Source organism: Microbacterium halimionae (assembly GCF_011761265.1).
Taxonomy (GTDB): domain Bacteria; phylum Actinomycetota; class Actinomycetes; order Actinomycetales; family Microbacteriaceae; genus Microbacterium; species Microbacterium halimionae.
Genome location: NZ_JAAOZB010000001.1, coordinates 828,096 through 851,986, shown reverse-complemented (window position 1 = coordinate 851,986; position 23,891 = coordinate 828,096). Strand labels below are relative to the sequence as shown.

Annotated in this window: 20 protein-coding genes; 5 read left to right on the top strand and 15 right to left on the bottom strand. The window is 62.1% G+C overall.

What is annotated here, in order from left to right; translation table 11 throughout:
• Nucleotides 1-132: 132 nt before the first annotated feature.
• The 3 genes from FHS06_RS14295 to FHS06_RS04015 all read right to left on the bottom strand — a co-directional run bounded on the left by FHS06_RS14295 (nt 133) and on the right by FHS06_RS04015 (nt 2,758).
• On the bottom strand, nt 133-273 hold the full coding sequence (locus FHS06_RS14295) for a hypothetical protein (RefSeq protein WP_182486537.1): 141 nt from the start codon (nt 271-273) through the stop codon (nt 133-135).
• 239 nt (nt 274-512) lie between these two features.
• Nucleotides 513-1,160, bottom strand: a complete 648-nt coding sequence (locus FHS06_RS04020) for a response regulator (RefSeq protein WP_167045748.1) — start codon at nt 1,158-1,160, stop codon at nt 513-515.
• Nucleotides 1,157-2,758 carry a sensor histidine kinase gene (locus FHS06_RS04015; protein ID WP_167045745.1) on the bottom strand — a complete coding sequence of 534 codons (1,602 nt, stop codon included), beginning with the start codon at nt 2,756-2,758 and terminating at the stop codon, nt 1,157-1,159. Before FHS06_RS04015 ends, FHS06_RS04020 begins: the two co-directional genes overlap by 4 nt.
• A gap of 132 nt (nt 2,759-2,890) precedes the next feature.
• Here FHS06_RS04015 and FHS06_RS04010 point away from each other — a divergent pair, with 132 nt between their 5' ends.
• Nucleotides 2,891-3,664, top strand: coding sequence for an adenine nucleotide alpha hydrolase family protein (locus tag FHS06_RS04010; protein ID WP_167045742.1), 774 nt, complete (start codon nt 2,891-2,893; stop codon nt 3,662-3,664).
• A 27-nt stretch (nt 3,665-3,691) separates the two neighbouring features.
• Here FHS06_RS04010 and FHS06_RS04005 read toward each other — a convergent pair whose 3' ends face one another.
• Nucleotides 3,692-3,976 carry a CynX/NimT family MFS transporter gene (locus tag FHS06_RS04005; RefSeq protein ID WP_167045739.1) on the bottom strand — a complete coding sequence of 95 codons (285 nt, stop codon included), beginning with the start codon at nt 3,974-3,976 and terminating at the stop codon, nt 3,692-3,694.
• Nucleotides 3,937-4,899 carry an MFS transporter gene (locus FHS06_RS04000; protein WP_167045736.1) on the bottom strand — a complete coding sequence of 321 codons (963 nt, stop codon included), beginning with the start codon at nt 4,897-4,899 and terminating at the stop codon, nt 3,937-3,939. Before FHS06_RS04000 ends, FHS06_RS04005 begins: the two co-directional genes overlap by 40 nt.
• Nucleotides 4,900-5,073: 174 nt before the next feature.
• Here FHS06_RS04000 and FHS06_RS03995 point away from each other — a divergent pair, with 174 nt between their 5' ends.
• Nucleotides 5,074-6,054, top strand: coding sequence for an LLM class F420-dependent oxidoreductase (locus tag FHS06_RS03995; protein ID WP_167045733.1), 981 nt, complete (start codon nt 5,074-5,076; stop codon nt 6,052-6,054).
• A 62-nt stretch (nt 6,055-6,116) separates the two neighbouring features.
• On the opposite strand, the gene FHS06_RS03990 is transcribed toward FHS06_RS03995, so the two are convergent.
• From FHS06_RS03990 to FHS06_RS03970, 5 genes are all read right to left on the bottom strand, one after another.
• Nucleotides 6,117-7,580: an MDR family MFS transporter gene (locus FHS06_RS03990; protein ID WP_310734882.1), complete on the bottom strand. Its 1,464-nt coding sequence runs from the start codon at nt 7,578-7,580 to the stop codon at nt 6,117-6,119.
• Nucleotides 7,561-8,295, bottom strand: coding sequence for a glycosyltransferase family 2 protein (locus FHS06_RS03985; protein ID WP_167045727.1), 735 nt, complete (start codon nt 8,293-8,295; stop codon nt 7,561-7,563). The genes FHS06_RS03990 and FHS06_RS03985 overlap by 20 nt, the downstream gene beginning before the upstream one ends.
• Complete coding sequence (locus tag FHS06_RS03980; RefSeq protein ID WP_167045724.1) at nt 8,292-9,662, bottom strand: bifunctional PIG-L family deacetylase/class I SAM-dependent methyltransferase; 1,371 nt, start codon at nt 9,660-9,662, stop codon at nt 8,292-8,294. The genes FHS06_RS03985 and FHS06_RS03980 overlap by 4 nt, the downstream gene beginning before the upstream one ends.
• Nucleotides 9,656-10,735: an acyl-CoA dehydrogenase family protein gene (locus FHS06_RS03975; protein ID WP_167045723.1), complete on the bottom strand. Its 1,080-nt coding sequence runs from the start codon at nt 10,733-10,735 to the stop codon at nt 9,656-9,658. Before FHS06_RS03975 ends, FHS06_RS03980 begins: the two co-directional genes overlap by 7 nt.
• A gap of 127 nt (nt 10,736-10,862) precedes the next feature.
• Nucleotides 10,863-11,207 (bottom strand): DUF7882 family protein, encoded by a 345-nt coding sequence (locus FHS06_RS03970; RefSeq protein ID WP_310734881.1) that lies wholly within the window; start codon nt 11,205-11,207, stop codon nt 10,863-10,865.
• Nucleotides 11,208-11,400: 193 nt separating this feature from the next.
• Here FHS06_RS03970 and FHS06_RS03965 point away from each other — a divergent pair, with 193 nt between their 5' ends.
• Together FHS06_RS03965 and FHS06_RS03960 are read left to right on the top strand one after the other, a co-directional pair.
• Nucleotides 11,401-12,084: an HAD family hydrolase gene (locus FHS06_RS03965; protein WP_167045722.1), complete on the top strand. Its 684-nt coding sequence runs from the start codon at nt 11,401-11,403 to the stop codon at nt 12,082-12,084.
• Between the two features lie 32 nt (nt 12,085-12,116).
• Nucleotides 12,117-12,281 (top strand): hypothetical protein, encoded by a 165-nt coding sequence (locus FHS06_RS03960; protein WP_167045720.1) that lies wholly within the window; start codon nt 12,117-12,119, stop codon nt 12,279-12,281.
• Between the two features lie 14 nt (nt 12,282-12,295).
• Here FHS06_RS03960 and FHS06_RS03955 read toward each other — a convergent pair whose 3' ends face one another.
• Nucleotides 12,296-12,814, bottom strand: coding sequence for a DUF421 domain-containing protein (locus FHS06_RS03955; RefSeq protein WP_167045717.1), 519 nt, complete (start codon nt 12,812-12,814; stop codon nt 12,296-12,298).
• A gap of 106 nt (nt 12,815-12,920) precedes the next feature.
• Nucleotides 12,921-13,211, bottom strand: coding sequence for a sugar ABC transporter ATPase (locus tag FHS06_RS03950; RefSeq protein ID WP_167045714.1), 291 nt, complete (start codon nt 13,209-13,211; stop codon nt 12,921-12,923).
• Between the two features lie 220 nt (nt 13,212-13,431).
• Between FHS06_RS03950 and FHS06_RS03945 the strand changes: the two genes are divergently transcribed.
• On the top strand, nt 13,432-14,322 hold the full coding sequence (locus FHS06_RS03945) for an SDR family oxidoreductase (RefSeq protein WP_279587432.1): 891 nt from the start codon (nt 13,432-13,434) through the stop codon (nt 14,320-14,322).
• A gap of 30 nt (nt 14,323-14,352) precedes the next feature.
• Here the strand turns inward: FHS06_RS03945 and FHS06_RS03940 are convergent, their stop codons facing one another.
• The 3 genes from FHS06_RS03940 to FHS06_RS03930 form a co-directional block, all read right to left on the bottom strand.
• A complete protein-coding gene (locus tag FHS06_RS03940; RefSeq protein WP_167045711.1) occupies nt 14,353-19,674 on the bottom strand; it encodes a glycoside hydrolase domain-containing protein in 5,322 nt (1,773 codons plus the stop codon).
• Nucleotides 19,675-19,781: 107 nt separating this feature from the next.
• Nucleotides 19,782-22,871: an immunoglobulin-like domain-containing protein gene (locus tag FHS06_RS03935; RefSeq protein ID WP_167045710.1), complete on the bottom strand. Its 3,090-nt coding sequence runs from the start codon at nt 22,869-22,871 to the stop codon at nt 19,782-19,784.
• A 337-nt stretch (nt 22,872-23,208) separates the two neighbouring features.
• The gene (locus tag FHS06_RS03930; RefSeq protein ID WP_167045708.1) at nt 23,209-23,859 is read right to left on the bottom strand and encodes a hypothetical protein; all 651 of its coding nucleotides are present in this window, start codon (nt 23,857-23,859) and stop codon (nt 23,209-23,211) included.
• Between the last annotated feature and the right edge of the window lie 32 nt (nt 23,860-23,891).

Here is a 23,891-nt window from a genome sequence, read left to right as displayed (position 1 = left end):
AGGCCGTGTGGCGCGCAGCGCCCATGCAATTGCGACAACATCGACGCCCTCCTGCAACCATGCGCCGACGAGTGCCGGGATGAAGCCAAGCGCTGCGAGAACCATGAGCGCGAGGCTCAGCGCGATGCCGACTCAGATGCTTTGCAGCCCGACGTTGACGGTTCTGCGACCGATAGCCAGAGCATCCGCTACTCGAGATACATCATCACCCAAGATGACGATGTCGGCCGCTTCGCTTGCAGCTGTCACCTGACCGTCTCCGGTCAGCACCATGAGGTTCTGGGTGCCGAGGGCACGCAGGCGCCCAATCCGTGAATGCCAAGATCCCGGCCACGACGGCAACAGCGACTGTCGCGGTGACCCACGGATATCGGCGGGCTGCCGCCAGAATGCGACCGGTAACGGTACCCACTTTCGGGCCCTTCCATCGGCACACGTGCGCGTTGCCGATGACTCAACTCTGGCCGGGTATCGGGGCACCCCATAGAGCCGTTGGTCCTACCCGTTTCTCCTCAGTCCTGCCTGTCACGCGCGATCGCGGTTGCTCCGTACGCCGCAACCTGCGTGCGCCGTTCCATTCCGAGCTTCGCGAGCAACCCCGACACATAGTTCTTGACGGTCTTTTCAGCGATACCAAGACGCTCACCGATTTGCCGGTTAGTCAGACCCTCCGTAATCAGCTCAAGCGCCTGGCGCTCCCTCATCGTCAGCTCGACCGACGGTGCGGACGACTCCGGCCTGTGCGTACTAAGAAAGTCGTGCACTCGATCTGTGACTTCGCGAGACATCAAGTTCTCACCGCGAGACACTCGATGGATGCCTTCGATAAGGCCGCGCCCGCGGATATTTTTCAGCACATACCCTGAGGCGCCAGCAACAACCGCCGCAACGCTCGCCGTGTCATCGTCGTATGCGGTCAGCATGAGACACCGAATGTCTGGATGGGCTGATCGGATGCTGCGACACAGATCGATTCCGCTCCCATCGGGCAGGCGCACATCCAACACGACAATGTCTGGCATCGTCGCTGCCACCCGGCCCAGGGTGCCGCTCACAGCTTCCGACTCACCGACAACCTCAAACGTCGGTTCAGAATCGATCAGCTGCGCAATCCCTCGGCGCACAATTTCGTGGTCATCGACCAGGAATACGCGGGTCATCGTTGCTCCTTAGCTGTGGACGCGAGCGGAACCTGCCAGATCGCACGTGTGCCGCCGCCGGCGCGTGGTTCGAGCACAAACGCGCCGCCGTGGGCGCTGGCGCGTGCGGCCATGTTCGCTGTACCGCTTGCCCTTACCGAGCTCGCGGCGACTCCGACGCCGTCGTCGTCCACGGTGACCGTTAGTTCTTTCTCTGTGGCGGCAACGAACACTACTGCTGTGTCAGCGTGAGCGTGGCGCGCGACGTTGGCGAGCGCCTCGCGCACGACGGCGACCACATCGTTGGCGAGAGCGCCGCTCGCAATCAGGTCAACGGGCCCCGCAAAGCTAATGCGCGGCGGGCGGCGAAGGCTCGGCGTGAGTTCTGTGACGACGTCAAGCAAGCGGTGCCGAACCGACTCAGCAGCTGAATTTTGGAGAGCGAAAATCGCGGTGCGAATGTCAGCGATCGCCGTGTCTATCTCTGCCACATGGCGATCAAGCGCGGCTGCGTGGGCGGGCGCCGAACCAGCAAGAGCCTGGAGCCCAAGCCCTGTTCCAAAAAGCCGCTGAATGACGTGGTCGTGAAGGTCTCGCGCGATTCGCGACCGGTCCGCGATCACATCGAGACGCTGACGGTCAGCGCGTGCCCAAGCGAGTGCCACAGCAAGACCTGCCTGGGCGGCGAACTCGGCGATTGTGGCGAGTTCGATCGCCGAAAAGGCATCCGAGTGTGAACCGCGAGTGATGCACAGCGCGCCTACCGGCGAGCCCGAAACGACAAACGGTACCGCGACTGTTGAACCATCGGTGAACTGGTCACCGAGCCACGGCGCATCGGCGCTGTTCTCGGCTGAGACGACCTGTCCGCCCGCGATAGCACGCGCCACCAACCAGTCATTACCCGGCAGAATGCTGCCTTCGATCGCTGCCGCTCCAACACCACGCGCTGTCTCAATTCGATACTCCGCTGCGCTTGACCCGGGCACAACGATGGTCACGAGATCGGCACCCACCAGGGCAGCTATCCGCTCCGCGACGACCCCAAACGCGTCGCCCGCATCGGGAGCAAGCAGAGTCGCGGTCACTTCACTCAGTGCCGTGCTGACACGGTGTGCGCGGACGGATTCTTCATAGAGGCGAGCGTTGTCGATCGCGATCGCGGCCGTGGCGGCGAGACCGGTCACGAGCTCTTCATCTTCTGCGGTGAATGAGTCGCCAGCGCGTTTGGTCAGGTAAAGATTGCCGTACGTCTCGTTGCGCGTGCGGATGGGCACCCCGAGAAATGCGCCCATCGGCGGGTGGTGAGCGGGAAACCCGATAGAACGCGAGTCGGCACCCAAATCGTCGAGCCGAATCGCGGCGTCGCTATCGATGACAGCACCAAGAATGCCGCGCCCCTCTGGAAGGTGGCCGATCTTCGCCGCAACCTCGTCGGAGATCCCCACATGGATGAACCGCTCCAAATGACCGTCTGGCGCGATCACGCCGAGTGCCCCGTACTCAGCATCGATCAGGCTCACTGCCGCGTCGACAATATGACGGAGTACCTGATCTAGCTCGAGGCCTTCGACCACGAGGTGGTTGGCCGCGAGCAGGCGGAGAGAGTCAGCATCCATCTCTCCCTTTCCCGCGCCGTCGGAGCCCCTCTCGAGTCTACGGTTGCTTGCTCATACTTTGGGACCTTCGGCACTGAACGGATACCACGGCGCAGGAGAGGATCAGTAGTAACCAGATCGGAGGCGACGTCAGTGTGCACACGCTACGTCGTCGCGGTCAACGACACCCGCTCGTCAGGCAACGCGTTGGCTTGGGCCAGAGCACGCGCGCGGAGAACCCACATACCTCTCATTACGGTGCGAGTTGAGCCCGATAGCGACACCACTACTGCTGGCAGTAGCGAGGAAATCGTGCTGCGAGGACCGATCTCTCACACGCTGGCAGGATTTGCTCAGAGCGATGATCTGCTTGTGATCGGCACCGGGAAAACTGGATTCATCCATGCCCGCGGGTACGGGGCACGTGGCATCCAGATCGCCTCAACCGTGCGAAGTAGCGTCGCCGTCATACCGGATGTCGATCTACGCTTTCGCACCGGGGTCGTTGCAGGAATCGACCATGCTGCCACCGCAGTGCTCGTGGCATCCGTCGCCGACGCTGACGCCGCAGCCCTCGGAGAGCCACTGCAACTCATTCACTCGTCGTTCGGGCGGAGCACCCCGGCCAATGCAGCGGATACCCGCTCTGAACTCGCCGCTGCGACGGCCGCCGTCAAAGAGCGCTGGCCCACAGTCGTGGTACGTAGCCGCAGCACTTCGAGACCAGCGCCGGAGGCACTCCTCGATGCGTCGCGAAACGCGACTCTGCTTGTACTCGGACCAGGTTGCTCGCAACCCGATTCTCCATTTGCTCTTGTCATCCACGACGTGCTCGTCAACATCAATGCGCCCGTGCTCATTGCGCGAACCGCCGTGAACGAACCGGCATCTTCATTCGGTCATCTGTCGATCTCCGGTGAGGGCTGAAGCGCGTCGAACGAGCGCAGACCCGTATCACTGGCGCGCCGGAACGCGTTCCAAATGCCGGGCGACGAACCCGCCCGCGACGCCAAACACGAGCACAGCGACGAGCACGACGTAGAGAGACGCGACCCAATTGCCGGTCTGCTCGTGGAGCGCCCCCACGACAGTCGGCCCCGTTGCCGCGATTGCGTACCCGATCGCCTGCGTTACCCCGGAGCGACCAGCGATGACGCGCTGCCCGCCACCGAGCCCCACAATCATGATGAAGACGATCGTCAGCCCGCCTCCCTGCGCGACACCCCCCCCAGCAAGCACCACGCCACCCACGCCTGCGGAAGAAATAAGAACCCGAGCGGCACTGACAACCACGCACCGGCAACGGCAACGGCCGCAACAAGCGTTGAGCCGCGCGTGGTGAGCAGCGGAACGAGAAGCGCGCCAGCAATGCCCGCGACTTGAAAAATCCCCGCGATCGCGCCCGCGGCCGCGACACCAAAGCCGCTGTCTGTCAAAAGGGTCGGCAGCCAAGCCGTCATCGCGTAAAACGCGAAAGCTTGACCGGCAAATGCCGCGCCCAGCATCCAGGTCGTGCCGATGTTCGCGGCCGACCGAGCTGCGATCTTTGGCGCCGCTTCGTGGCCTCGCCGCTCGGGAACGATAGCCCCTCGGATTCCGTGCAGAGCAATCCACGTCGCGAGCGCTGCCACGCCAAAAACTGCGCTCGAGGCAAGGGCCACGCGCCATCCGACTGCACCGACCAACGGCGCGGTCGAAACAGTGACGGTCATCGTGCCGATATTCAAGGATGCGGTGAAGACCCCCGTCATCGCGTGCACGCGGTTGGGCGGAAAATCACGGGCAATGATGACAGGCATCACGACATTTCCGACTGTCAAAAAGATGCCCATGATCGCGGTGCCAACGAGCGCTGATGCAAGGTCTCCCGAGGAGCGAATGATGCAACCGAGCACCGCTCCCGCGAGGCTAACAGTCAGCGCGAAGTTTGCGCCGCCGCGGCGCACAACGGCCACTCCCAGCGGTGCGCAGATAGCAAAAGCGAGCACTGGGATGCTGGTCAACAACCCCACCACGGTCGCAGTGATGCCCAGTTGCTGCTCAACCAGGCGCGCAACCGGCGCCACCGCGACGATGGGGCTTCGGAGCATCGCCGCAGCGAGCACAATCGCAACGAGGATCCAACCGACGCGACTGCGCGAACGATGCGAGGGTGACGTCATGTCGGAACGATACAGCGCCGAGTTGCCTCACGACGGCGCGCGTGCAGCACAAGCGCTTTACGCCGACGCAGTACGTGACGCAATCCCCCGGGCTCCGAAAATTGCGAAATGTACGCTCGCTCCGACGATTGCTGCCCGATGGCATCGCCCCGAACCCCCGTCCTAGGAGAACAGATGAGCGTCAATTTCGGTTACACGCTAATGACTGAACAGAGCGGGCCCCGCGAACTCGTCCGCTATGCGGTCGGCGCAGAGCACGCCGGGTTCGATTTCGAGGTCTCAAGCGATCACTACTCACCGTGGCTCGTGAGCCAGGGCCACGCACCGTACGCCTGGACAGTGCTCGGGGCTGTCGCTCAGGCGACGTCTTCTGTGGAACTGATGACATACGTCACATGCCCCACCGTGCGATACCACCCAGCCGTGGTCGCTCAAAAGGCAGCAACACTGCAGCTTCTCTCCGATGGGCGCTTCACCCTCGGTCTCGGATCCGGTGAAAACCTGAACGAACACGTGGTCGGCGAAGGATGGCCCGCTGTCCATGCACGCCAAGACATGTTGAAAGAAGCCATCCACATCATCCGAGAGCTGCACACCGGTGAGCTCATCACCTGGGAGGGCGAGTATTTCCGGGTCGACTCGGCGCGCATCTGGGACCTGCCAGAGGTTGGCGTTCCACTCGCGGCGGCGGTGTCGGGGCCGCGCTCGATCGAGGAATTCGCACCCCTCGTCGACCACGCAATTGCAACCACTCCGGATGCGGCACTCGTAAGTGGTTGGGACGAACACCACGGTGCGGGCTCACGCAAGATCGGTCAGATTCCCATCTGCTGGGACCCCGATGAAGAGACCGCGATCGCGCGCGCTCACGATCAGTTCCGCTGGTTCGCCGGCGGATGGTCAGTGAATTCAGACCTTCCCACACCGGCCGGCTTTCAGGGCGCTACCCAATTTGTTCGCCCGGATGACGTAGCCGAAAGTATCGTGTGCGGCCCAGACCTCGACAAGATCGCCGCCAGCTTCCAGCCGTTCCTTGACGCGGGCTTCACCGATGTTGCGCTCGTACAGATCGGCGACGAAGGCCAAGACCGATTCCTCGCCGAAGCCGCCGAGCCGCTGCTAGAGAAGCTTCGCGCCCTCGTGCCCGCAAACTAACGAACCGGCCGCCGCAGTGTCCACCGAAAGCCGAGCCGCGGCATCCGCTTTGTTCGTTGCGTTCAGCTGGCAGCAACCTCGGCGGGCTCTGGCTTTCGAATCGTGAACGAAAGCGCAACGATCGCCAACGAAAGCACCGCTGCCAACAGCAGTGCAGAGTGCGCCCCCTGGTCCACAGCGTGTGCAGCCGAGCCACCATCAGTGCGAACTCCCTGACCGATGACCGTGTAGACGACGATGAAGAGCGAGGTGCCCGCGGCTCCCGCGAGCTGCTGCGCAGTGCCGATCCCAGCGCTCGCGTACGGATAGAACTGGTCCTTTACCGAGCTGAGCGCCACAGTGAACAACGGGGCAAACAGAAGCGAAAGCCCGGCACAGAGCACGAGGTAAAGCCCAAGAACCGTCGCGAACGTCGCGTGCGCGGTAAACATCAGTGCCATCAGCCACAGCGCAATCGACGTGATAATTGCGCCGGGGATCACGAGCGGCCGCGGGCCGATGCGATCAAATGCCAAACCGACGAACGGGCCAGCCAAGCCCATGAGCAGCCCACCCGGAAGAACGATCAGTCCAGACTGAAGCGGGGTGAGGCCGAGACCATCCTGAATATAAAGCGGCAGCAGCGTCAGCGACCCGTACAGGATGGCGTTTATGACCGCCATCATGATGAGCGCACGCGAGAATGCTGACGACGCGAAGATTCGCAGGTCGATCAAGGCGTCGTTGGTGCGCTGAAGATGCAGCTGTCGGAACACAAATGCTGCGAGCGACAACACACCGACCGCAACCGGAATCCAGGGCGACATCGTTGAGACGCCCTCGGCTTCGTTGCCGAACTCCGACAGACCGTAAATAAGCCCGCCGAATGCCAAAACCGACAGCAGCACCGAGAGCAGGTCGATCCGGACGCGCTCTGTTTCGCTGACGTTCGTCATTCGCCAGAGTCCCAGCACGAGCGCGAGAATCCCGAACGGGAAGATGATCACGAATAGCGCCTGCCACGGTAGCGAGTTGACGATGATCCCTCCGATGAGGGGACCGAGCACAGGTGCGACCGACATCACAATCGTGATCGTGCCCATCATGCGACCACGACGCCCGGCCGGCACCACAGTCATAATCGTGGTCATCAGGAGCGGTGTCATGACTCCTGTGCCCGCCGCCTGCAAAACTCGACCTGCAAGCAGCACGCCGAAGGCCGGCGCAAGGGCTGCGACGAGGGTTCCCGCGACGAACAGCGCCATCGCGCCGATAAACACAGCACGCGTCGTAAAGCGCTTCATAAAGAAGCCCGTGAGTGGAATGACAACGGCCATGGTCAGCATGTAGGCCGTCACAAGCCACTGTGCTGTTGACGCGCCGATCTTGAGGTCGTCCATGATCCTCGGCAACGCCACGCCCACCAGCGTCTCGTTGAGCATCACAACGAACGCCGATATCAGCAAAAGCCCGATGACACGGCGATGGGCAGGCGTTATCGCGTCGGCATCCTGGGCGGGAGAAGTTTCAGCAGTGGTCTTCGACACGGGGCAAGTATGGCAGGGCATCGTGCACCGCACGCGACTGCTCGCGAAGATAACCGGCGTATCCACCCGGCGTGCGACCGGTGAATCGACCTGAAGTGACGACTTCGGCGGCATCGCTCGGCGTCACGGTTGCGTTCACCTGTCGGCAGGACTCCACCAAACGCACATCTTCGTGCTCGGTCGAACCGCTAAAACCCCGCGCTGCGAGGTAGGTGCTGGCACGCACTCCGAGGTTCGCTCCGTGCACGTGACCGTTGGGCGCGCCCGCAAAATGCGTGCGCAGCCAAAGATCCTGATGATTGGGATCGAGATCGTTGAAATCGGGTCGTACCGTGCCGACGACGACATCTGTGCCGGATGCCGCCAGGTCGAGCTGAGCCGTCAGCCAGTTCGCCGGCACTGTCGAATCCGCATCGGTATTTGCGATCCAGATCTGATCTGACGGCATCCGGGAAAACATCGAAAGGGCCGATGCGACGCCCCGCGATCGCGCAACACCCACCGCATTCGCTGCGATGCCCATCGCCTCAAACGCATATCGTGCGGCAATATCGGCCGAGCCGTCGCTGCACGCGTCGAGCACGACTCGGACCTCGCAAGGGATATCTACGTTGCTGATCGCCGTTTCTATCGAATCAAGGCACGCAGCCAGCAACACCTCTTCGTTATGTACCGGAACGACAATCACGACAGCGCCTATTGTGCGGTGGCTCATCGCAGTCCCTCCCGCTGAGCCACCGATAGAGCGGGCCTGCGACCGAAGACCTCAATGACAAAATCGCGCTCTTCGTGAATGGCGATGCCGTCCCACCCTTCGACAGACCTGAGGGCGGCGTGCACTTCATCGCCGTTCAGCGGATACTCATCGACGGGATGACGCCAGTGACAGGCAACGAGACACCCATCGCCCGTCATCGCGGTGTCGATAAGCGCAACCGTCTTCGCAAGATCGCGATGCGACAGGTAGTAGCCCACTTCCGAGAAGATGATCGTGTCGAAGGAACCGCCTGGCCACTGCTCGGGCACAGCGCTTTGGCGCACGCTGACGTGGGGCCGCTTAGCCAGTCGAGAAGATGCCGCATCAACGGCAGCAGCGGATGCATCCAACGCAAGAACCTCGTCTGCTCGCTCCGACAGTTCAGCCGTGATCAAGCCTGTCGAGCAACCAATTTCTAGCACTCTCCCTAGGTTCCGCACCGGAAGGCTTGCCATCAGCAGCGCGCGCTTCCGCTCCTCGTACCAGCGAGTTTCGAAGCCCCACGGATCAGCATGCCGAGCGTAAAACCGCTCAAACCAGTCAGCAGGAAGGGTCTTGCCCTCGTTCTGCGGGGCCTCCGTGAAGAACAGCTCGGTGCCCCGCTCGAAGTGCGCGTGCATCGACGCCGACAGAATCGCCTCGTCACCCGGCGCATCCGACAGCGGGTGCACCTGCGACACGTGCTCACGAAGCGCTCGACCCTTCGCTGCACGCTGATCGGGTGTCAGCGCGAGTACCCGGCCAGCGTTCCACGGCACGTCGTCGGGCTGCGCCCAATGCCACATCCAAATCGGATACCCGAAATGAGGGATGCCGCGAACCCCCGCAACCTGCGCAACACACTCCGCAGTGACCCGGTGGTCTCTGTGGCCATCACCCGACCAGGGGGCGACAATCACGCTCTCGCCCGATGCCGGCGGCAATCCGTCGAGCGCTGAGAGGAACGCCGCGGCGAGTGCCACGGCGTTCTCGCGAAGCTCGCCATCGGGAAGCCCCAAAAAATGTACGTGCGCGGTGGGGTTGAGCACGTGAACAGCGTTGAGTACCTCTCGCCTTCTTAGCGTGGCCAAGCCAGCGGGAGTGTGAGACGGCGAGTTCGGATGAGATGCTTCGCCGTCGGTTGCGACGACAACCGTCACATCGCAATTGTTCTCATGTGCCCAACGGATGAGACCTCCCGCGCCGAGAGTCTCATCGTCCGGATGCGCTGCCGCGACGATCAGCTGGTTGATGCGCGTATCGAACGGCTGAACAGCGTTGATGCGCTCATCGGCCCGCCAGGTGGCTTCCGCAGTTCCGATGGCAAGGTGGTCGAAGCTCACCATGCTGCACGCGGCGCAGTCACGACCGCACGACCGACCTTCGCAATGTCGCGCGGGCCGTGGTGCTGGCGTAGATAGAGATGTAAGCCCGCAGCCTGGCGCGCGTACGCGTCGTCGGCGACGAGCGGCGCCGGGCCGAGCGCAGCGTCCGCTTCTGCCAGGGTGAGAGCTGCAGCATCCGCAACGATGGAACGGACACGCTCTGCAAGCAGACGGTTTCCGACTTCTGCCGACGTGCCGTCATCTACGAGAGATGCGGCTTCGAGAAGCGCGGCGCGGGCGGCCCACAGCGCTGCATCGACCCGACCCAAATGAACCAGCGCCAGCTGGTCGGCGTCGCCCGATCGTGCCGCATCAAGCAGGCGTGCTGAGATTCCGACTGCTGCACCCCACCAGCACGCAGCCACCGACATTCCACCCCACGTGAACCCCGCGCGTGAGAGGTACCACCCAGCATCCCCCACTGGCACTGCGGGTACCTCGTTGAAGTCGACCGGCGCGCTGACGACATCGGGGAGGCCTCGCGCCACCCACGGACCCGGGTGCGGATGCACACCGGATCCGCGCAGGTCAACGGCGAAAAGTCGACGCGTGTCGTCGCCGATATATGCCGTCACCAAAGCGTGAGAGAGGTGTGCGGCGAGTGAGCACCATGGCTTCGTTCCAGTAAGAGTCCAGCCGCGAGAGGTTTCTCGTGCGTCAAGGCGAACGCCGGCAGCCTCGGCAGCGAAAACTCCCCAGCTCGAGTCTTTGCCTGCGTTCAAGGGCTCGATATCAATCGAGCGCGATACAACGCCCGCCGTTGCCCGTGCCTGCGCGAGAACACTCAACGCATCAAGGTGTGGTTCGAGCATGCGTGCAGCCGAAACATCGTGTCGAGCAGTGGCAGCGAGCAGCTCCCACACCTCAGCCGTGTTGCCCTCCCCTACGCGCGGCGAACGGTTACCGACGTCGACGCACCACTTAAGTGTGGCCTCGACGTCGCGCCCGAAATCGCGGATCTGCTGCGCACCGGCGAGCGCAGACGCGACACGAGCGCTCTGGCGCGCAGTGGGAGTTAGCGTTGCGCGATCCATGCAACACCGACTCGCGTCTCGTCCTTCGTCAACGTTTCAGCCATGATTTCCTCCAAAATGGAGGCTATGGCCGCGTCAACCTCGATTACCGGGACTTGACAAACGAAACGAAAATCGTCGCTGCGCGCTACTCAGGTTCTGGAAGAAGCCGAAACGCGCCACTATTTTTGCCGGCGGCTCCTGCCAGAGTGGCGATCCACTTCGGGTTCAAAGGCTTCGCACGTGGTTCGTCGTAGCTGAAATAGAGCGGTGTGCTTTTGGATATCCACACGGTGCCGTGAAGACCAGGAGTCGGGAGCGCTTCGTCACCATCGACATCTGGCTCGTTGTCCCAGCTGAAGCTGAAGCTCTCATCACGCCGCAACTTGCTGAGCATCACCGACTGCAGATGGTACAGACCCCAGTCATCAATCTGTATCGCAGGTGCCACTCCGTAAATCAGCTGACCCATTCGTACCCCCGTTGCCGACACTTCGGCAGTCAACTCGCAGCGTGTTTACGCACCAGCGACGATACCCGTTCGCATGGCGCGCTGAACAGTTCGGCCCAGATTTCGGCTCAGATTTCGGCTCAGCGCGGTGACCAGTTCGCTCGCCGCACCTGCACACTCTCTGCGGATCCGCCAGCCCTTGAACTCAACTTGCTCAATAGCTTTGAATAACCCCATGGATATCTCCCCGCAAAAGCCCGTGACGGTGCTTTTCGATATCGACGGCACGCTCGTCGATTCGAACTACCTCCACGTCGACGCCTGGGACCGCGCGCTCGTCGCGATCGAGCGCCCCGCGGAGATGTGGCGCATTCACCGCGGAATCGGGATGGACTCGGGAAAATTGCTAGATGAGCTGCTCGGCGACGAAGCGTCGACTCTGGGAGACGCCGCGAAAGAAGCTCAAAGTCGCTTCTATGCCGAACTTTCCGACCGAATCCGTCCGTTCCAGGGCGCACGGCAACTGTTGGAGGAGCTCGATGCGAGAGGCCACCGCGTTGTTCTCGCAACCTCTGCGCCACAGGGCGAACTCGACACTCTGCTTGAGGTACTCGACGTCAATCAATATGTCGATGTCGTGACGTCAAGCGAAGACGTCGGCACGGCAAAGCCGAGTCCAGAAATCATCAAGGTGGCGCTCGACAAGGCATCCGTCTCTGCTGGTCAAGCGATCATGGTGGGCGATGCGGTGTGGGATATCCAATCGGCGAAAAGAGCGGGAGTCATGAGTCTCGGAGTACTCACCGGTGGGTACAGCGCGGACGAGCTCCTATCAGCTGGCGCGGAAGCTGTGTATCGCGACGTCGCAGACCTCCTGAAAAAACTCGACGAGAGCGTCATTACCAACTCATCGGCGTGATGCTGATCTACACCAACAACAGAGGAGTAAAAATGAGCGACAGCGCATCGAAGGAACAGCACGGCGGCGCCCAGCAAAAAGAGGAAGAGTCGTCGGACGCCACGGCCGCCGACACCGGTTCGGAGTCACCCGAGGAAGGTCAGGCCGCCATGGCTGCAGCCGAAGACGCTGTAGTTGATGACGACAGCGAACGATAGGGCTTGGAGCACTCTTACATTGAAGCTTCAGACTCCACGTCTTTTACAGCAGAACCATCGCCGAAGTTCTGCGCGCTAATGACGCTGAGCGTGCCATTTGTTTCCAGCACAACTGCTTTAATGTTGGCCAGGTCACCGTTGCCTGCCGCGCGTATCGCCTGACGCAACTCAGACTCTGTCAAACGACTGCGCCGAAGCGCCGATTCGAGAATGACCCCGTCTCTGAGTAAGAGCGACGGCGTAGAAGTGATCATCCGGCGCACCGCCGGCCATTTCGTGGATGCCCACGCCACGACGAACTGCAACGCGGCAATGAGCATGAACGCCACCGCGCCCTGGGCCCACGACACATCGGCGCTGAGCAAGAGCGTCGCGAGGATCGATCCCAATGCCACCGTCACGACAAAGTCGAACACGTTGAGCTGCGAAAGCGTGCGCTTTCCTGACAATCGCAGCACCCCCACCAGGGTGACATAGCCCGCCGTCCCCAATAGAACGACGCGCATCAGATCAGACCAGGATTCGAACCACATGCGTGCCACCATACGGGCGGGTTCTCAATACAGCTACTGCTCAAGATGAGTAGCTCAAGCGAGTCGCGCTAGACCCACGCGCCGGGGGGTCTAGCCAGTGAGCTCCTCAGAGGTCTTCAGGGGCGAGGTCGCCTTGACCCTCTTCACCAAGTTCCGCAGCAACAGGGTTGTCTCCCTGCGTCTCGGGCTGGATCGCTCGATTCGGAAGTGCTGCCGCGGGGATCTCGGCGTCTTCGACGGGGTCGGCGCCCTCGTCAAACGATGCGGTTTGGTCCCATTCCGCCTGCGCAGGGTCCTCCGCCGGGTCCGTTTCAATCGATGTGTCGTTGTCACGGAGCGGCTGGATAGTCTCCATCGCGCTCGACTCGTCTGGAGCGTCACTAGCTGGTGTACTCATGCGTTCACCTCGTCTTCTCATTTGACTTCACCACCATCATGCGCACCATGTGCGCATGACCTCGGAGCCTTGACACTACTGAGGTTGGACGCTATCCCCGCTGCCGTCAGCCACACACTTCTTCGATCAGAGACTGTGGATAGGTGTGGGCGTGTAGATGACAAAAGCCCCGTGCGCAAGCCCGAAAAACCCTCGCCAGGTGCGGCGTAACGTCAGCAGCATGGCTGATATGTACACCCCTCAGGACCCCACAACTCAGTTTCCTCGCCCGCCGTTTCCGCCTCAGCAGCAGGACGGCCCTGGTGACATCCACAAGATGGACCCGGCCCCCGATCACGGCGAAAAGACCTACATCGGAAAGGGTCGCCTCCCCGAGCGCAAGGCTCTGATCACAGGAGCGGACTCCGGTATTGGCCGAGCAGTAGCCATCGCTTATGCACGCGAAGGCGCGGATGTTGCTCTCAGCTATCTGGCTGAAGAACAGAAACAGGCCGAGGAAGTGGCCGACCTCGTACGCGCGGAGGGACGCACCGCCGTGCTGCTGCCGGGTGACTTGCAACAAGAGAGCACCAACGCCGAGGTCGTCGAAAAAGCTGTCGCTGAACTCGGGGGCCTCGACATCCTCGTAATCAACGCGGGCACGATGCCAACTGTCGACAGCATCGATGACTTCGAAACGAAGACGCTCGACCACGTCGTCAAGGCGAACATCTACCCCCTGTTCTGGCTGACCAAGGCCGCGTCGCCGCACTTGAAGCCCGGGGCCTCGATCATCACCACGTCAAGCGTGCAGGGCTTCAACCCCTCGCCGTCGCTCGCTGAATACGCCACTTCGAAGGCCGGCATTGCCAACTGGACACGCGCAATGTCGCAGCAGCTGATCGAGCGCGGCATCCGCGTCAACGGCGTCGCACCCGGCCCCATCTGGACACCGCTGCAACCTGCATTCGTGCCGAACGAGAAGATCGAGGAATTCGGTTCGCAAACTCCGATGGGCCGCGCCGGACAGCCGGTGGAGCTGGCTCCTGCGTTCGTCTTCCTCGCGTCGCAGGAGTCCAGCTACGTAGTCGGAGAGACCATCGCCGTCACAGGTGGGATGCCGGTTCACTGATCTCGCACGTTCGGACCAACAAGCGCCGCCTCACAACTTGATCGAGCGACGTCGTCGCACAACGAGCACAGCGCCGATCAAGACAGAGAATGCCGCGATCAGGCCTGCCCACCACATCGGAGATGCATCAGCGCCCGTGGCGGGCAGGCTGCTCGTCACCGCTACTGTGATCTCCGTCCAGCCCACGAGGCTCCCCGAGCCGTCGAGGACGGCCAAGCGGTGCACACCGGCCGGCAGGTCGGAGGGCAGCATCATCGTCGCTTCGCCGCCGGCGTCGGCGATCGACCACCCGAGCGCCCGAGGTGCGGAGAACACGTAGCCGAAGTGCCATTCACCGCCACCGAGACCACCGACAGTCACCTGACGACCCGAAACTGTCGCCGTGATGACGTCCTGGAAGACGAGCGGCAAGTCGCTGCCATCCGCACTCGGCGCTGCCGGGATGAAGCTTGGTTTGCCGCTTCCCGGCTCCTCAGTTCCTGGTTCTTCCGTGCCGGGTTCTTCCGTGCCCGGTTCTTCCGTGCCCGGCTCCTCAGTTCCTGGCTCCTCAGTGCCGGGTCCGGGCGTCGCTAGTCCCTCGAGCGCGGCCTTTAGCGAATCGAACGCCGAGACATACGTCTCGTAGGTCGCGTCATCCGCCACGTTCCGCGCACCATCAAGCGCAGCATCGAGCGCCGCGAGCGATTCGGATGTGTACCCCTCGCGCACCACTGCCTCGGCCTGAGTGATCAGGCCAGGGAGCGTGCGTGCTACTTTCCACACGAGTTGACCGTGAGCGGCCTCCAGTACGCGCAGTGCCTCATCGACCTCACCCTGCGTTGCTGACGCATCGTCGGCCACTTTCGTTGCCGTGTTCAAGGCGCCGAGGAACACTCTGAAGTCCATGGCGACGTAGCGGTCCTCCTGCGCCTTGGCGTCCTGCGCTCCGGCAACAGCAGCCTGAAGCGCAGAGCGATCTGCGGGCTCTACGGAGTCCGCTGCGGGTGCAAACTCCCACCAGTCCAGGTTGGATACGTACTGGAAAGACTGACCGGCAATCGGGTCTGAGTGCATCACCACAATGAGGGTGTGGCGCCCCGACACCGGCCTGTCGAGATCGAGTGTCGTCGTCACGTAGTTGCCCCACCCGCCCGTCTTCGGCAACGAAACGGATGCCACTTTTCCGGCGTCCGACTTCTCGTCGAGGTAGAACTCCAATCGCGGATTGGCGCCGACACGCTCGTCGCGCGTTGACGAGCGCACTGTCACGGTCGCCAACGGCCCGGTGCCAAACGAGGAATCTTCGTACACGAGCTCGCCACCGTCGTAGGTGCCACCGACGTTGCCCGATGGGCTTGTACCTTCGGCGATCAAAGAGCCGCCGCTCGACGAGGTGAACTCTTCCGCCTCGATCCTCGCGGGCAAAACAGCCGCCGCCGAGTCAGCGCGCAATAGCGTCACACGGTCGAGGCTGATTGTCCCCGTGTCGAGGCGCAGGCTCACCGTCGGCTTCCAGCTCTGCAACTGCTCCGCTGTGAGCACTCCATCTAAGGCACCGGCGCGAAGCTTTCGCCACGAGCCGTTCTGCTCAATCCACGACGTGATCGTGCCGTGGTCGACAACCGTCGCCAACCGGTCGCCTGGCTGCCAAGAAAGCCCGCTCTGATTACCGGTGTTGAGGTTGCGTCCTTCGCCACCCACCACAGCATCGAAGCCGCTCTCGCCACGCGAGTTGTTGAACCAGCTGTGCACGCGATTGCCGACCCCATCGGTGAGCCCGAGAAAGAGGCTGTCTTCGCTTGCCCCAGTAGCCGCGAAGCTCCGAGGTTCGACAACGAGCGCGAAGCTGTCGCCGGGTTCCGCCGGAAAGGCAATATGACTCCAGCGGCGACCGTCGGCCGTTGCTGTCAACACTCCTTCAGCCGCATCAACCGCGAGTGCCGCTGCCGGCTCGGCAGAATCACCATAGGTCGTGTACTCCGAAAGGCGGTCGGTCGAGAAATCATCGTCGAAGGCAACGTCACCGAAGGTGATCCCATCGAGCACCACACGATCAGACGCGGGAGCAATCTGCAGCGCGTCGGCGGCACGCGTGAGGGCATCGAGCTCGGCCCGCACGGCATCCTCAGATGACTTGTCGTCGGCGAGAGTTGTGCGCGCTGACTCGCGAGCGGCGGCGAACGCGGTGAAGGATGCCGTCGAGTACGAGCCACGCTCGACCAGGTCAGCGTCGGCCAGCAAGGCCGCGAGCTGGCTCCGCCATTCGCGGTCGACCTCGAGTGTCAACGACCGAAGCCCAGAAACTCCGTCACCTCGGAGGCTAGACGCGTGCACTCCGTTCAGCGCTCCGTCAGCGAAAACCAGCGTGAACGACGCGCTTTGAGCGTCACCGAGGGATCCGCCCAGTCGCAGGTCGAGTTCGGTCGGCGAACGCAGCACTCCAGCGACTGTGACACCGGCGGGTAGTCCCGAAACAGTCAGGACTCCGTCTGCGATCAGGTCACGTCCGGCCGCACCGGCAAACGTGGCGCCATTCATCGCCATGGCAACAGTCGCATCGACCGTTCCATCGGGGGCCGCGAGCACAGTTGTGCGGTCAGCCGACAGCGAGGCACCGACGAAGGTAACTTTGAGCTCGAAATCACGGGGACCAGTCGACGGCATCCGGCTGAAAGCGGCATCCGATATCTCGATGCCGAGGTCGTCGATGCTCTCGAGAACGCCGGATGTAGTCGCGGCGCCATCGAGGTGGAGAGTGACCGATCTATCGCCCGAGCGGGTGGCTCGCAGGTCAAGGCCTTCTGGCACATTGTGTGCACTGATCGCTCCCGACGCAATGAGGTCGTCTCCATCACGACCGGAGAATCGGCCGTTCGTGATCGTCAGCTCAATGGTGTTGCCGATGCTGCCGTCGCCGGTTTCGGTCTCAACGAACTCACGCGAGTCAAGGGAGATCGCGCTGGTGGGCTCATAGACGCTGGTCGGAAGTTCGTCGCTGAGCGACGACGCCGCAACGCCGTCGGCCGCCCAATCGGAGGGCTCGTCTGCCATCTCGAAACTGAGCGAACCTCCCGAGGTGAGCTGATCGTAGGTCACCCAGGTGCGGTCGAACCCTTCGCCATCGAGCGTCGCTGACTGGATGTAATAGTCGTCGGGCGAGACACCGTTCGCTGCGATATCGAAGGTGCGACCGCTCTCGTAGTTGATGCTGACATTCTCGAAGAAGGGCGAGCCGATCTGGTATTCATCCGACCCGGCTGCCACAGGGAAGAGGCCAATCGCTGCGGCGACGAACATCGAAGACATCGTGCCAGTGTCGTTGTCCATCGTCGGTAGGAAACCCTGCGGGGAGTTCTGGTAGACCTTCGTCTTCACCGGTGGATTGAACTCACCGCCGCCCGTGGGGGCCTCATTCGTCGAACCGGTCGCGATGTAACGGTTCCAGGTCTCTTTCGTGTAGATACTGCGGACCCAGTGCTGAGTCTTCGAGGGCTCACCTACGTAGTTGAAGAGATAGGGCGCTTGCAGATCGATCTCGTTGGCGTTGGCGTGCAGCATCCGCTTTCCGTCGTTTGGAGCTTGCTCGCCGAACATGAAGCTGAGCGCCGATAGCGTCGCATCTTCGCCGCCCATCTTTTCGATCATTCCGCCCATGTCACCTGCGACGTACCAGTTGTACTGCCACAGGGTGCCCTGGTAGACGTTGCCGGCTTCGAACCGCTCCGGGTCGGCTGTGCTCCACTTGCCGTCGGCGTCTTTAGGAAAGACGAGCCCGGCCTTCGAGCCGTCAGCGAGCGTGACCGCATCATCTTTGTAGAGGTTCGTCCAGTTCGCCGCACGCAGGCGATAGGCATCAGCTTCATCGGTGCGCCCGAGAGCATCAGCGATCGTGGCCATGGCCGTGTCGTCATAGGCGGTACCGAGCGTGTCGTCGACCTCGTTCGCGATGTAGCCGCGCTTCACATTGTCGGCGTTCGCGTATCCGCCCTGCGACTGTGAAACGAGCGCTGGCCATGCTTCTTCGAGACCGCGCAGGTCTGCCCCCTTGGCGACCGCGTCAGCAACGACGATTGCGGCGCGTTCAAATCGCACGGTGGGCACAGAGTGGACGCGATTCGAGAGCGAGGCGCTACCCGTCTTCGCGAACGAAGAGTAGAGATCGACAACCGATTGCGCCATGTCACTGAATACCTCTGGGTATCCGACGGCAAGCACTTCGTATTTGCGGAAGTCGTCCCAGAATCCCCATCCGTCGTAGTGGGTGTAACCCTCGGCGGTGCGGATCTCGCCGTCGAGCCCACGATAGGTTCCGCTGGTGCTCGTAGCGTTTACGGGAGAGCCGAACATCCGGTACAGGTGTGTGTAGAAGAGCTCCTGCAGTTCGCCGTCTGGATCGCTGGTCTCTGATGCCGTGACAGCGAGACGCCCGAGGATTTCGTTCCAGTCTGCCTTCGTGTCGCTTCGCACTTCTTCAAAGCTGCGATCACCCATCTCAACGCCGAGATCGGTGCGCGCCTGTGCGGCGCTAATAGGTGAGATCGCGACGGTCAGGCCGACCTGCTCGCCGGCGGCCACGTTGAATTCAAGGACCGCACCGATGTCGGTGCCCTTCTGCTCTTTCGACGCGCCGAGTGCACCCGATCCACCCCAGGTACGAACAGTTTTGACGGCGCTCGTCGACTCAGCGTGGTAATACATGCGGTAGTCGTAACCGTTGAAGTGTCCGGTGAACTCACCCGACAGCGTTACTCGCCCATCGCCCAACTTCTCGTACGAAATGGACGCGTCGCGGCGGCTTGTGAAGTTATTGCGGAGGTCAACGACGACGGATGCCGTGCCCGCCTGCGGGAAGGTGAAGCGATCCTGCCCCGTGCGTACATCGGTGGTCGCCTCGGCGAGGATCGCGCCCTTAGTCGTCTGCAGGTCGACGCCGTAGTAGCCGGGCTCGGCTTCCTCGTCATCGTGACTGAAGTTTTTCGCGTACGTGTTTGTCGAGGGACGACTGGTGTAGCTCTCATATGTGGGAACGACCAGAAGGTCGCCGCCGCCGCCTGAGCCGCCGACGCCGTTGAGGTTGGTGTGAGTGAAACCAGCGATCTGGTCTTCTGCGTAGTCGTATCCGCTGTGTGAGCGACCCGGTGTCGTCATCGGGTTGATCTTGATGATCGAGTTGGGTGCCTCGGCTCCAGGAAGGTCCTGGCCGAAGTCATCCTCGGTAGACACGAAGGAGTTCACCAGCGCGGCGAAGTCGTTGGTTTCGACCTTTGCTTCACCCGGGGCTGCGATTGCAGCTGCGGGCACGAGTCCGGTGCCAACAAGGGCGGCGAGCACACCCACGGCGACGAGCCGGAGGGATCTGGTCGAAAGAGACATGCGCTGGTTCTCCTGTGAGAGGGGGGAAGAGAAAAAGAAGGCAGTGTGAAGCGGGGCGATCATCGGGGACCGGGTGATGTGTCCCGGTCCCCGATGATGCGGGTGCGTCAGCGCGTGGCAGTGACGCGGCGGCGTGCGATAAGCAGCACTCCGCCGGCGGCGAGCATGAGCGCGCCGAGCGTGCCGAAGCCCCAAGCGGCTGCAGCATCCGAACCAGTGACAGCGAGGCCGCTTCCGGCCGGTGCAGCGATCGTAACTTCAGCCCAGCCGACGAGTGCTCCTTCGGCGTCGGTCACCGCAATGCGGTGAGTACCAGCCTCAAGCGACGCGGGAAGCGTCACCGTCGCGGTACCAGAGGCAGCGGACTGCACCCAACCAAGCCCGGTAGGGGCCGAGTAGGCGTAGACGTAGTGCCAGCTGTCGCCAACCAGACCACTGAGAGTCACGGTGCGGCCGTTGATCGTCGCCTCTACCTTGTCCTTCAGGGCGAACGGCAGGTCAGCGCCGTCTGCAACGGGAGCGCCCGGCGTGAAGCCCGGCTTACCCGCACTCGGCTCTTCAGTTCCGGGCTCTTCCGTGCCCGGCTCTTCCGTGCCCGGCTCTTCCGTGCCCGGCTCTTCCGTGCCCGGCTCTTCCGTGCCGGGCTCTTCGGTTCCGGGCTCTTCTGTGCCGGGCTCTTCGGCTTTGGGCATCACCGTGACGACGCGCGTGACGGTCGACTCGTTGCCACGCGCATCCTTCACCGCGTAGGTGAGGCTGTAGGTACCCGCAGTGGCAGTGTCGACCGTACCCGTTACCGTGATCTTCGTGGTGAGGTCACCGTCAACGTTGTCGATCGCAGTCACGCCTTCGAGCGCATCGAAGGTGTCGCCGAAAGCGATCTCAGAATCCGCCGGCACGCTCAGCTCGGGAGCCGCGTCCCTCGTGAGCACTACCTCGTCGACGACGCTGTTCACCGGCTTTGACGAGCCGTTTGACTCGCTGCGCAGCGTGCGCATCGTGATGTCCTCATCGGTAACTTCGAGAACCGAATAGTTGCGTACTTTCTCCTGGTTCATCACCGAGGCAAACCACGCGTCGGGCACAGTCGTGTTGTAGTACTTCGAGCCACTCGCCGAGTTGGCAGTGACGTAAAGCACTTCACCATCTTTCGCTTCGACGCTCGACTGACCAGCAAGCTCCTGCGCGTCGGCCATTTGGCCGTCCTTGATGAGGTAGCTGCGGGTGTAGTTATGGTCGTGACCCATCAGCACGACATCGAAGTCGAGCTCCGAGATCTTCTGCGGCATCGTGCCACGTCGGTCAAGAATGTCGCCGTCGTTCGAGTGTGCAGCGACCGAGTAGATCGAGTGATGGAAAGCAAGTACACGCCACGACGCCTTGTCGCCCTGCTCGGCAATGACCTTGTCCATGAACGCGTTGTGCGATGCATAGTCGCGACTGTTCGAGTTGAGGTTGACGAACAACACGTCCTTGTAGATGAACCAGTAGTCGCCACCCGACGATGTTGAGCTTCCGGCACCGGCTGTGAGGTCCTCATTCGGCACGTTGAAGTGCTGCTCGTACGCCTTCGACCCCACGTCGTGGTTTCCGTTCGTCGCTACGAACGGAATGCTCTGCATCTGCTCGGGCGCAAACAGCGACTCGTACTGTGACTCATTCGCTGCACTCTCGACCTGGTCACCCGCGGAGAACAGGAGCTCAGCGTCGGGGTAGCTCTCGGTCGCGACGTTCAGGGTGTCGAGCCAACCAGCACCATCGCGCTGCAAATTGCCCGAAGCACCGAGTTGCGGGTCACCGAAGAACAAGAACGAGAAGTCGCCACTGAAGTCCTGGGTGCGGAACGTGTAGATGTCCGACCAACCGGTCTCTTCACTACCAACTCGATAGGCGTACTGGGTGTTTTCCGAGAGATCGGCGAACACAGCGTCACGGAAGAACTCGCCACTCGACGTTCCGCCCGTCTTGACAGCTTCGACAGTTGTCGCTGATTCAGGGAATGCACCATCGACGACAGCAGATGCGGGAGCAAGCTGAGCGACCTGCGCCACGTCAACGTCTGAGTACCACGCGAGATTACGCTCAGCTTCGGTCTCGCCCACACCGAGCGCGACGTCCGTGATCTTCGCAACGACCGGGCCCTCGGGCACCTCCGGCGCGTTCGCGACGGGACTAAGCGCAGTGACATCGAGGTAGATGTCACTGCTTGTGGCGCGGTCCTGGTAAAGAGCGACCGAGACCGTGTTCTCACCCGCCTCGAGAAGATCGGCCGGGACCGTGAACGAGCTTGTGCGGGGGTCGCCGTTACTGTTACCCGCGTACGTCAAGTTCTGGTTCGCCGCGCCGTTGACGCGCTCATCTTCAAACCCAGCGACCTTCACACCATTGACGTAAACCCGCACAGCATCGTCGTAAGTGATCGAACCCTGCAGGGAGTCGAGCTGCGCCAGCTCACCCGCACTGATGTCAACATCTGTCCGGAAGTGGTAAGTCTCGACGGTGTCGGCAGAACCGGGCTTCAGATACTGAAGCAGCGTGTCGGCGACGAAGCCGCCGCCGAGGTCGGCAGCGCCCTTCTTCGAACCGAACGAACCAGCGGCCTGCTTCCACGCACTGTCATCGAATTCGGCGGTGGTCCAAGAAAGCGAACCATTGCCCGACGGGTCAGTGGCGTTGTCTGAGTACTTCCACTCGTCGTCAGTCGTGAGGTACGTCTCCGGAAGCGCTTCTGGCGCGAACTCGAAGTAGTCGAAATTGCCAACGTAGGGGTGACCTGAGTCGGCGGTGACCCGCATCACAACAATCAACTTGTGGTCGCCCGAAACCTCGCGAGGAAGCTCGACGGTTGTCGTGTTGTAGGCGTTCCAGTTGGACCCCGTGACCGGAAGCGCGACGGTAGTGAGCTTGTTCGCCTCCGACTTGTCATCGAGGTAGAACTCGAGTGAGGGGTTCTGGCCTACGCGACCCGAGTTATTTACATAGCGGACGGTGAGGCTCGACAGCGGGGTGGCGCCGAGGCTTACCTTGTCGAAGACAATCTCACCACCATCCCAACTGCCGCCGACGTTCCCGAGCGACATTCCTGTGGCGTCGGAACTGGTTTCTTTTTTCAGTCCGTTGCCGTTGTCACTCGTGTAGTCCTCGGCCTGAATTCGCACAGGCTCGACGGCGATGCCGTCCGACGCGACCGCATTCACAGCGGCACGGGGCGAAGTGACCGCTGCAGCGGGGAGCGCAGTCGCGGCAAGTGAGGCAGCAGTCAGAGAGAGAAGGACCGCGCCGGCAACGCTGCGCCGCCCGATCCGTTTCCCACGCGTGACACCGGCGGAAGCCGGTGTCGCATTCTTATTCAGCAAAAGAGGTCACGCCAATCTGGATTGTGTGGTGAGGGGATGTGGGCAGAGTGCACGCCCGCGACCAACTTGATCGTTCGAAATATCCGGGAGGAGATCGCTAGGTAAACGACAGTCATACTGCTGGCAACGTGTTTCGGATTGCTCCCGATCAGCGCACAGTTCGTGAGAAAAACCTTTTTTAGCCCGGGGCGTCTACCGCGACGATAACCCCGGTGACTCCGTACTCGATGCTTGCGACACCTACCCCCACGACGCTGCGTGAGAACTCCGCGGTGACGTTCGCCCCATTCAGATCACCGTCGGCCGACGCCGCAGATCCGCGCGACGTGGCGCCCTCCCAGATGACGGCTGTCACATTCGCTGTGGGTTCTGCCACCTGCGCGCCGAGGATCAAGAACTGCTGGTAGAGCACCTGAGCGGTCTCGAACGAGAAGGTGTCGACAACACTCTCACCGAGCCCGACAACGAGATCGGGGTGCGCCGCGATTGCGTCGCCCACGGCACCCGCCACATCGTCGCCGTCCGCCGCATCGAAGATCTCGACATCCGCATTCTTTTCTTCGGCGAAGGCGACGACGCCGTCGAGCATCGCGTCCGAGCCAGCACTCGCAACGTTCACGACGGCGATGCGATAACCGGTCAGCGAGGTATCGGTGTTGGCGTCGATCTCGGCTGCTTCGATCGTGCGGCCGGGCTCGGGCACAACGTCATCAGCGAATGCAGTCGTCGATGCGGTTGTCTCAGGTGCGAATGAAGCCGTGCACCCAACGAGCGCGGATGAGAGAGCCAACGCCGCGAGTCCGGGTACAAGCGATCGTGGAATCTTCATCGCGACAGAACACCCGACTCAGACATCAATCG

Bases quoted from the DNA above. Each gene is read 5' to 3' on its own strand.
- FHS06_RS14295 (WP_182486537.1), bottom strand. From the start codon at position 273: ATGGTGCTGACCGGAGACGGTCAGGTGACAGCTGCAAGCGAAGCGGCC.
- FHS06_RS04020 (WP_167045748.1), bottom strand. From the start codon at position 1,160: ATGACCCGCGTATTCCTGGTCGATGACCACGAAATTGTGCGCCGAGGG.
- FHS06_RS04015 (WP_167045745.1), bottom strand. From the start codon at position 2,758: ATGGATGCTGACTCTCTCCGCCTGCTCGCGGCCAACCACCTCGTGGTC.
- FHS06_RS04000 (WP_167045736.1), bottom strand. From the start codon at position 4,899: ATGACGTCACCCTCGCATCGTTCGCGCAGTCGCGTCGGTTGGATCCTC.
- FHS06_RS03995 (WP_167045733.1), top strand. From the start codon at position 5,074: ATGAGCGTCAATTTCGGTTACACGCTAATGACTGAACAGAGCGGGCCC.
- FHS06_RS03985 (WP_167045727.1), bottom strand. From the start codon at position 8,295: ATGAGCCACCGCACAATAGGCGCTGTCGTGATTGTCGTTCCGGTACAT.
- FHS06_RS03980 (WP_167045724.1), bottom strand. From the start codon at position 9,662: ATGGTGAGCTTCGACCACCTTGCCATCGGAACTGCGGAAGCCACCTGG.
- FHS06_RS03975 (WP_167045723.1), bottom strand. From the start codon at position 10,735: ATGGATCGCGCAACGCTAACTCCCACTGCGCGCCAGAGCGCTCGTGTC.
- FHS06_RS03965 (WP_167045722.1), top strand. From the start codon at position 11,401: ATGGATATCTCCCCGCAAAAGCCCGTGACGGTGCTTTTCGATATCGAC.
- FHS06_RS03960 (WP_167045720.1), top strand. From the start codon at position 12,117: ATGAGCGACAGCGCATCGAAGGAACAGCACGGCGGCGCCCAGCAAAAA.
- FHS06_RS03955 (WP_167045717.1), bottom strand. From the start codon at position 12,814: ATGTGGTTCGAATCCTGGTCTGATCTGATGCGCGTCGTTCTATTGGGG.
- FHS06_RS03950 (WP_167045714.1), bottom strand. From the start codon at position 13,211: ATGAGTACACCAGCTAGTGACGCTCCAGACGAGTCGAGCGCGATGGAG.
- FHS06_RS03945 (WP_279587432.1), top strand. From the start codon at position 13,432: ATGGCTGATATGTACACCCCTCAGGACCCCACAACTCAGTTTCCTCGC.
- FHS06_RS03940 (WP_167045711.1), bottom strand. From the start codon at position 19,674: ATGTCTCTTTCGACCAGATCCCTCCGGCTCGTCGCCGTGGGTGTGCTC.
- FHS06_RS03930 (WP_167045708.1), bottom strand. From the start codon at position 23,859: ATGAAGATTCCACGATCGCTTGTACCCGGACTCGCGGCGTTGGCTCTC.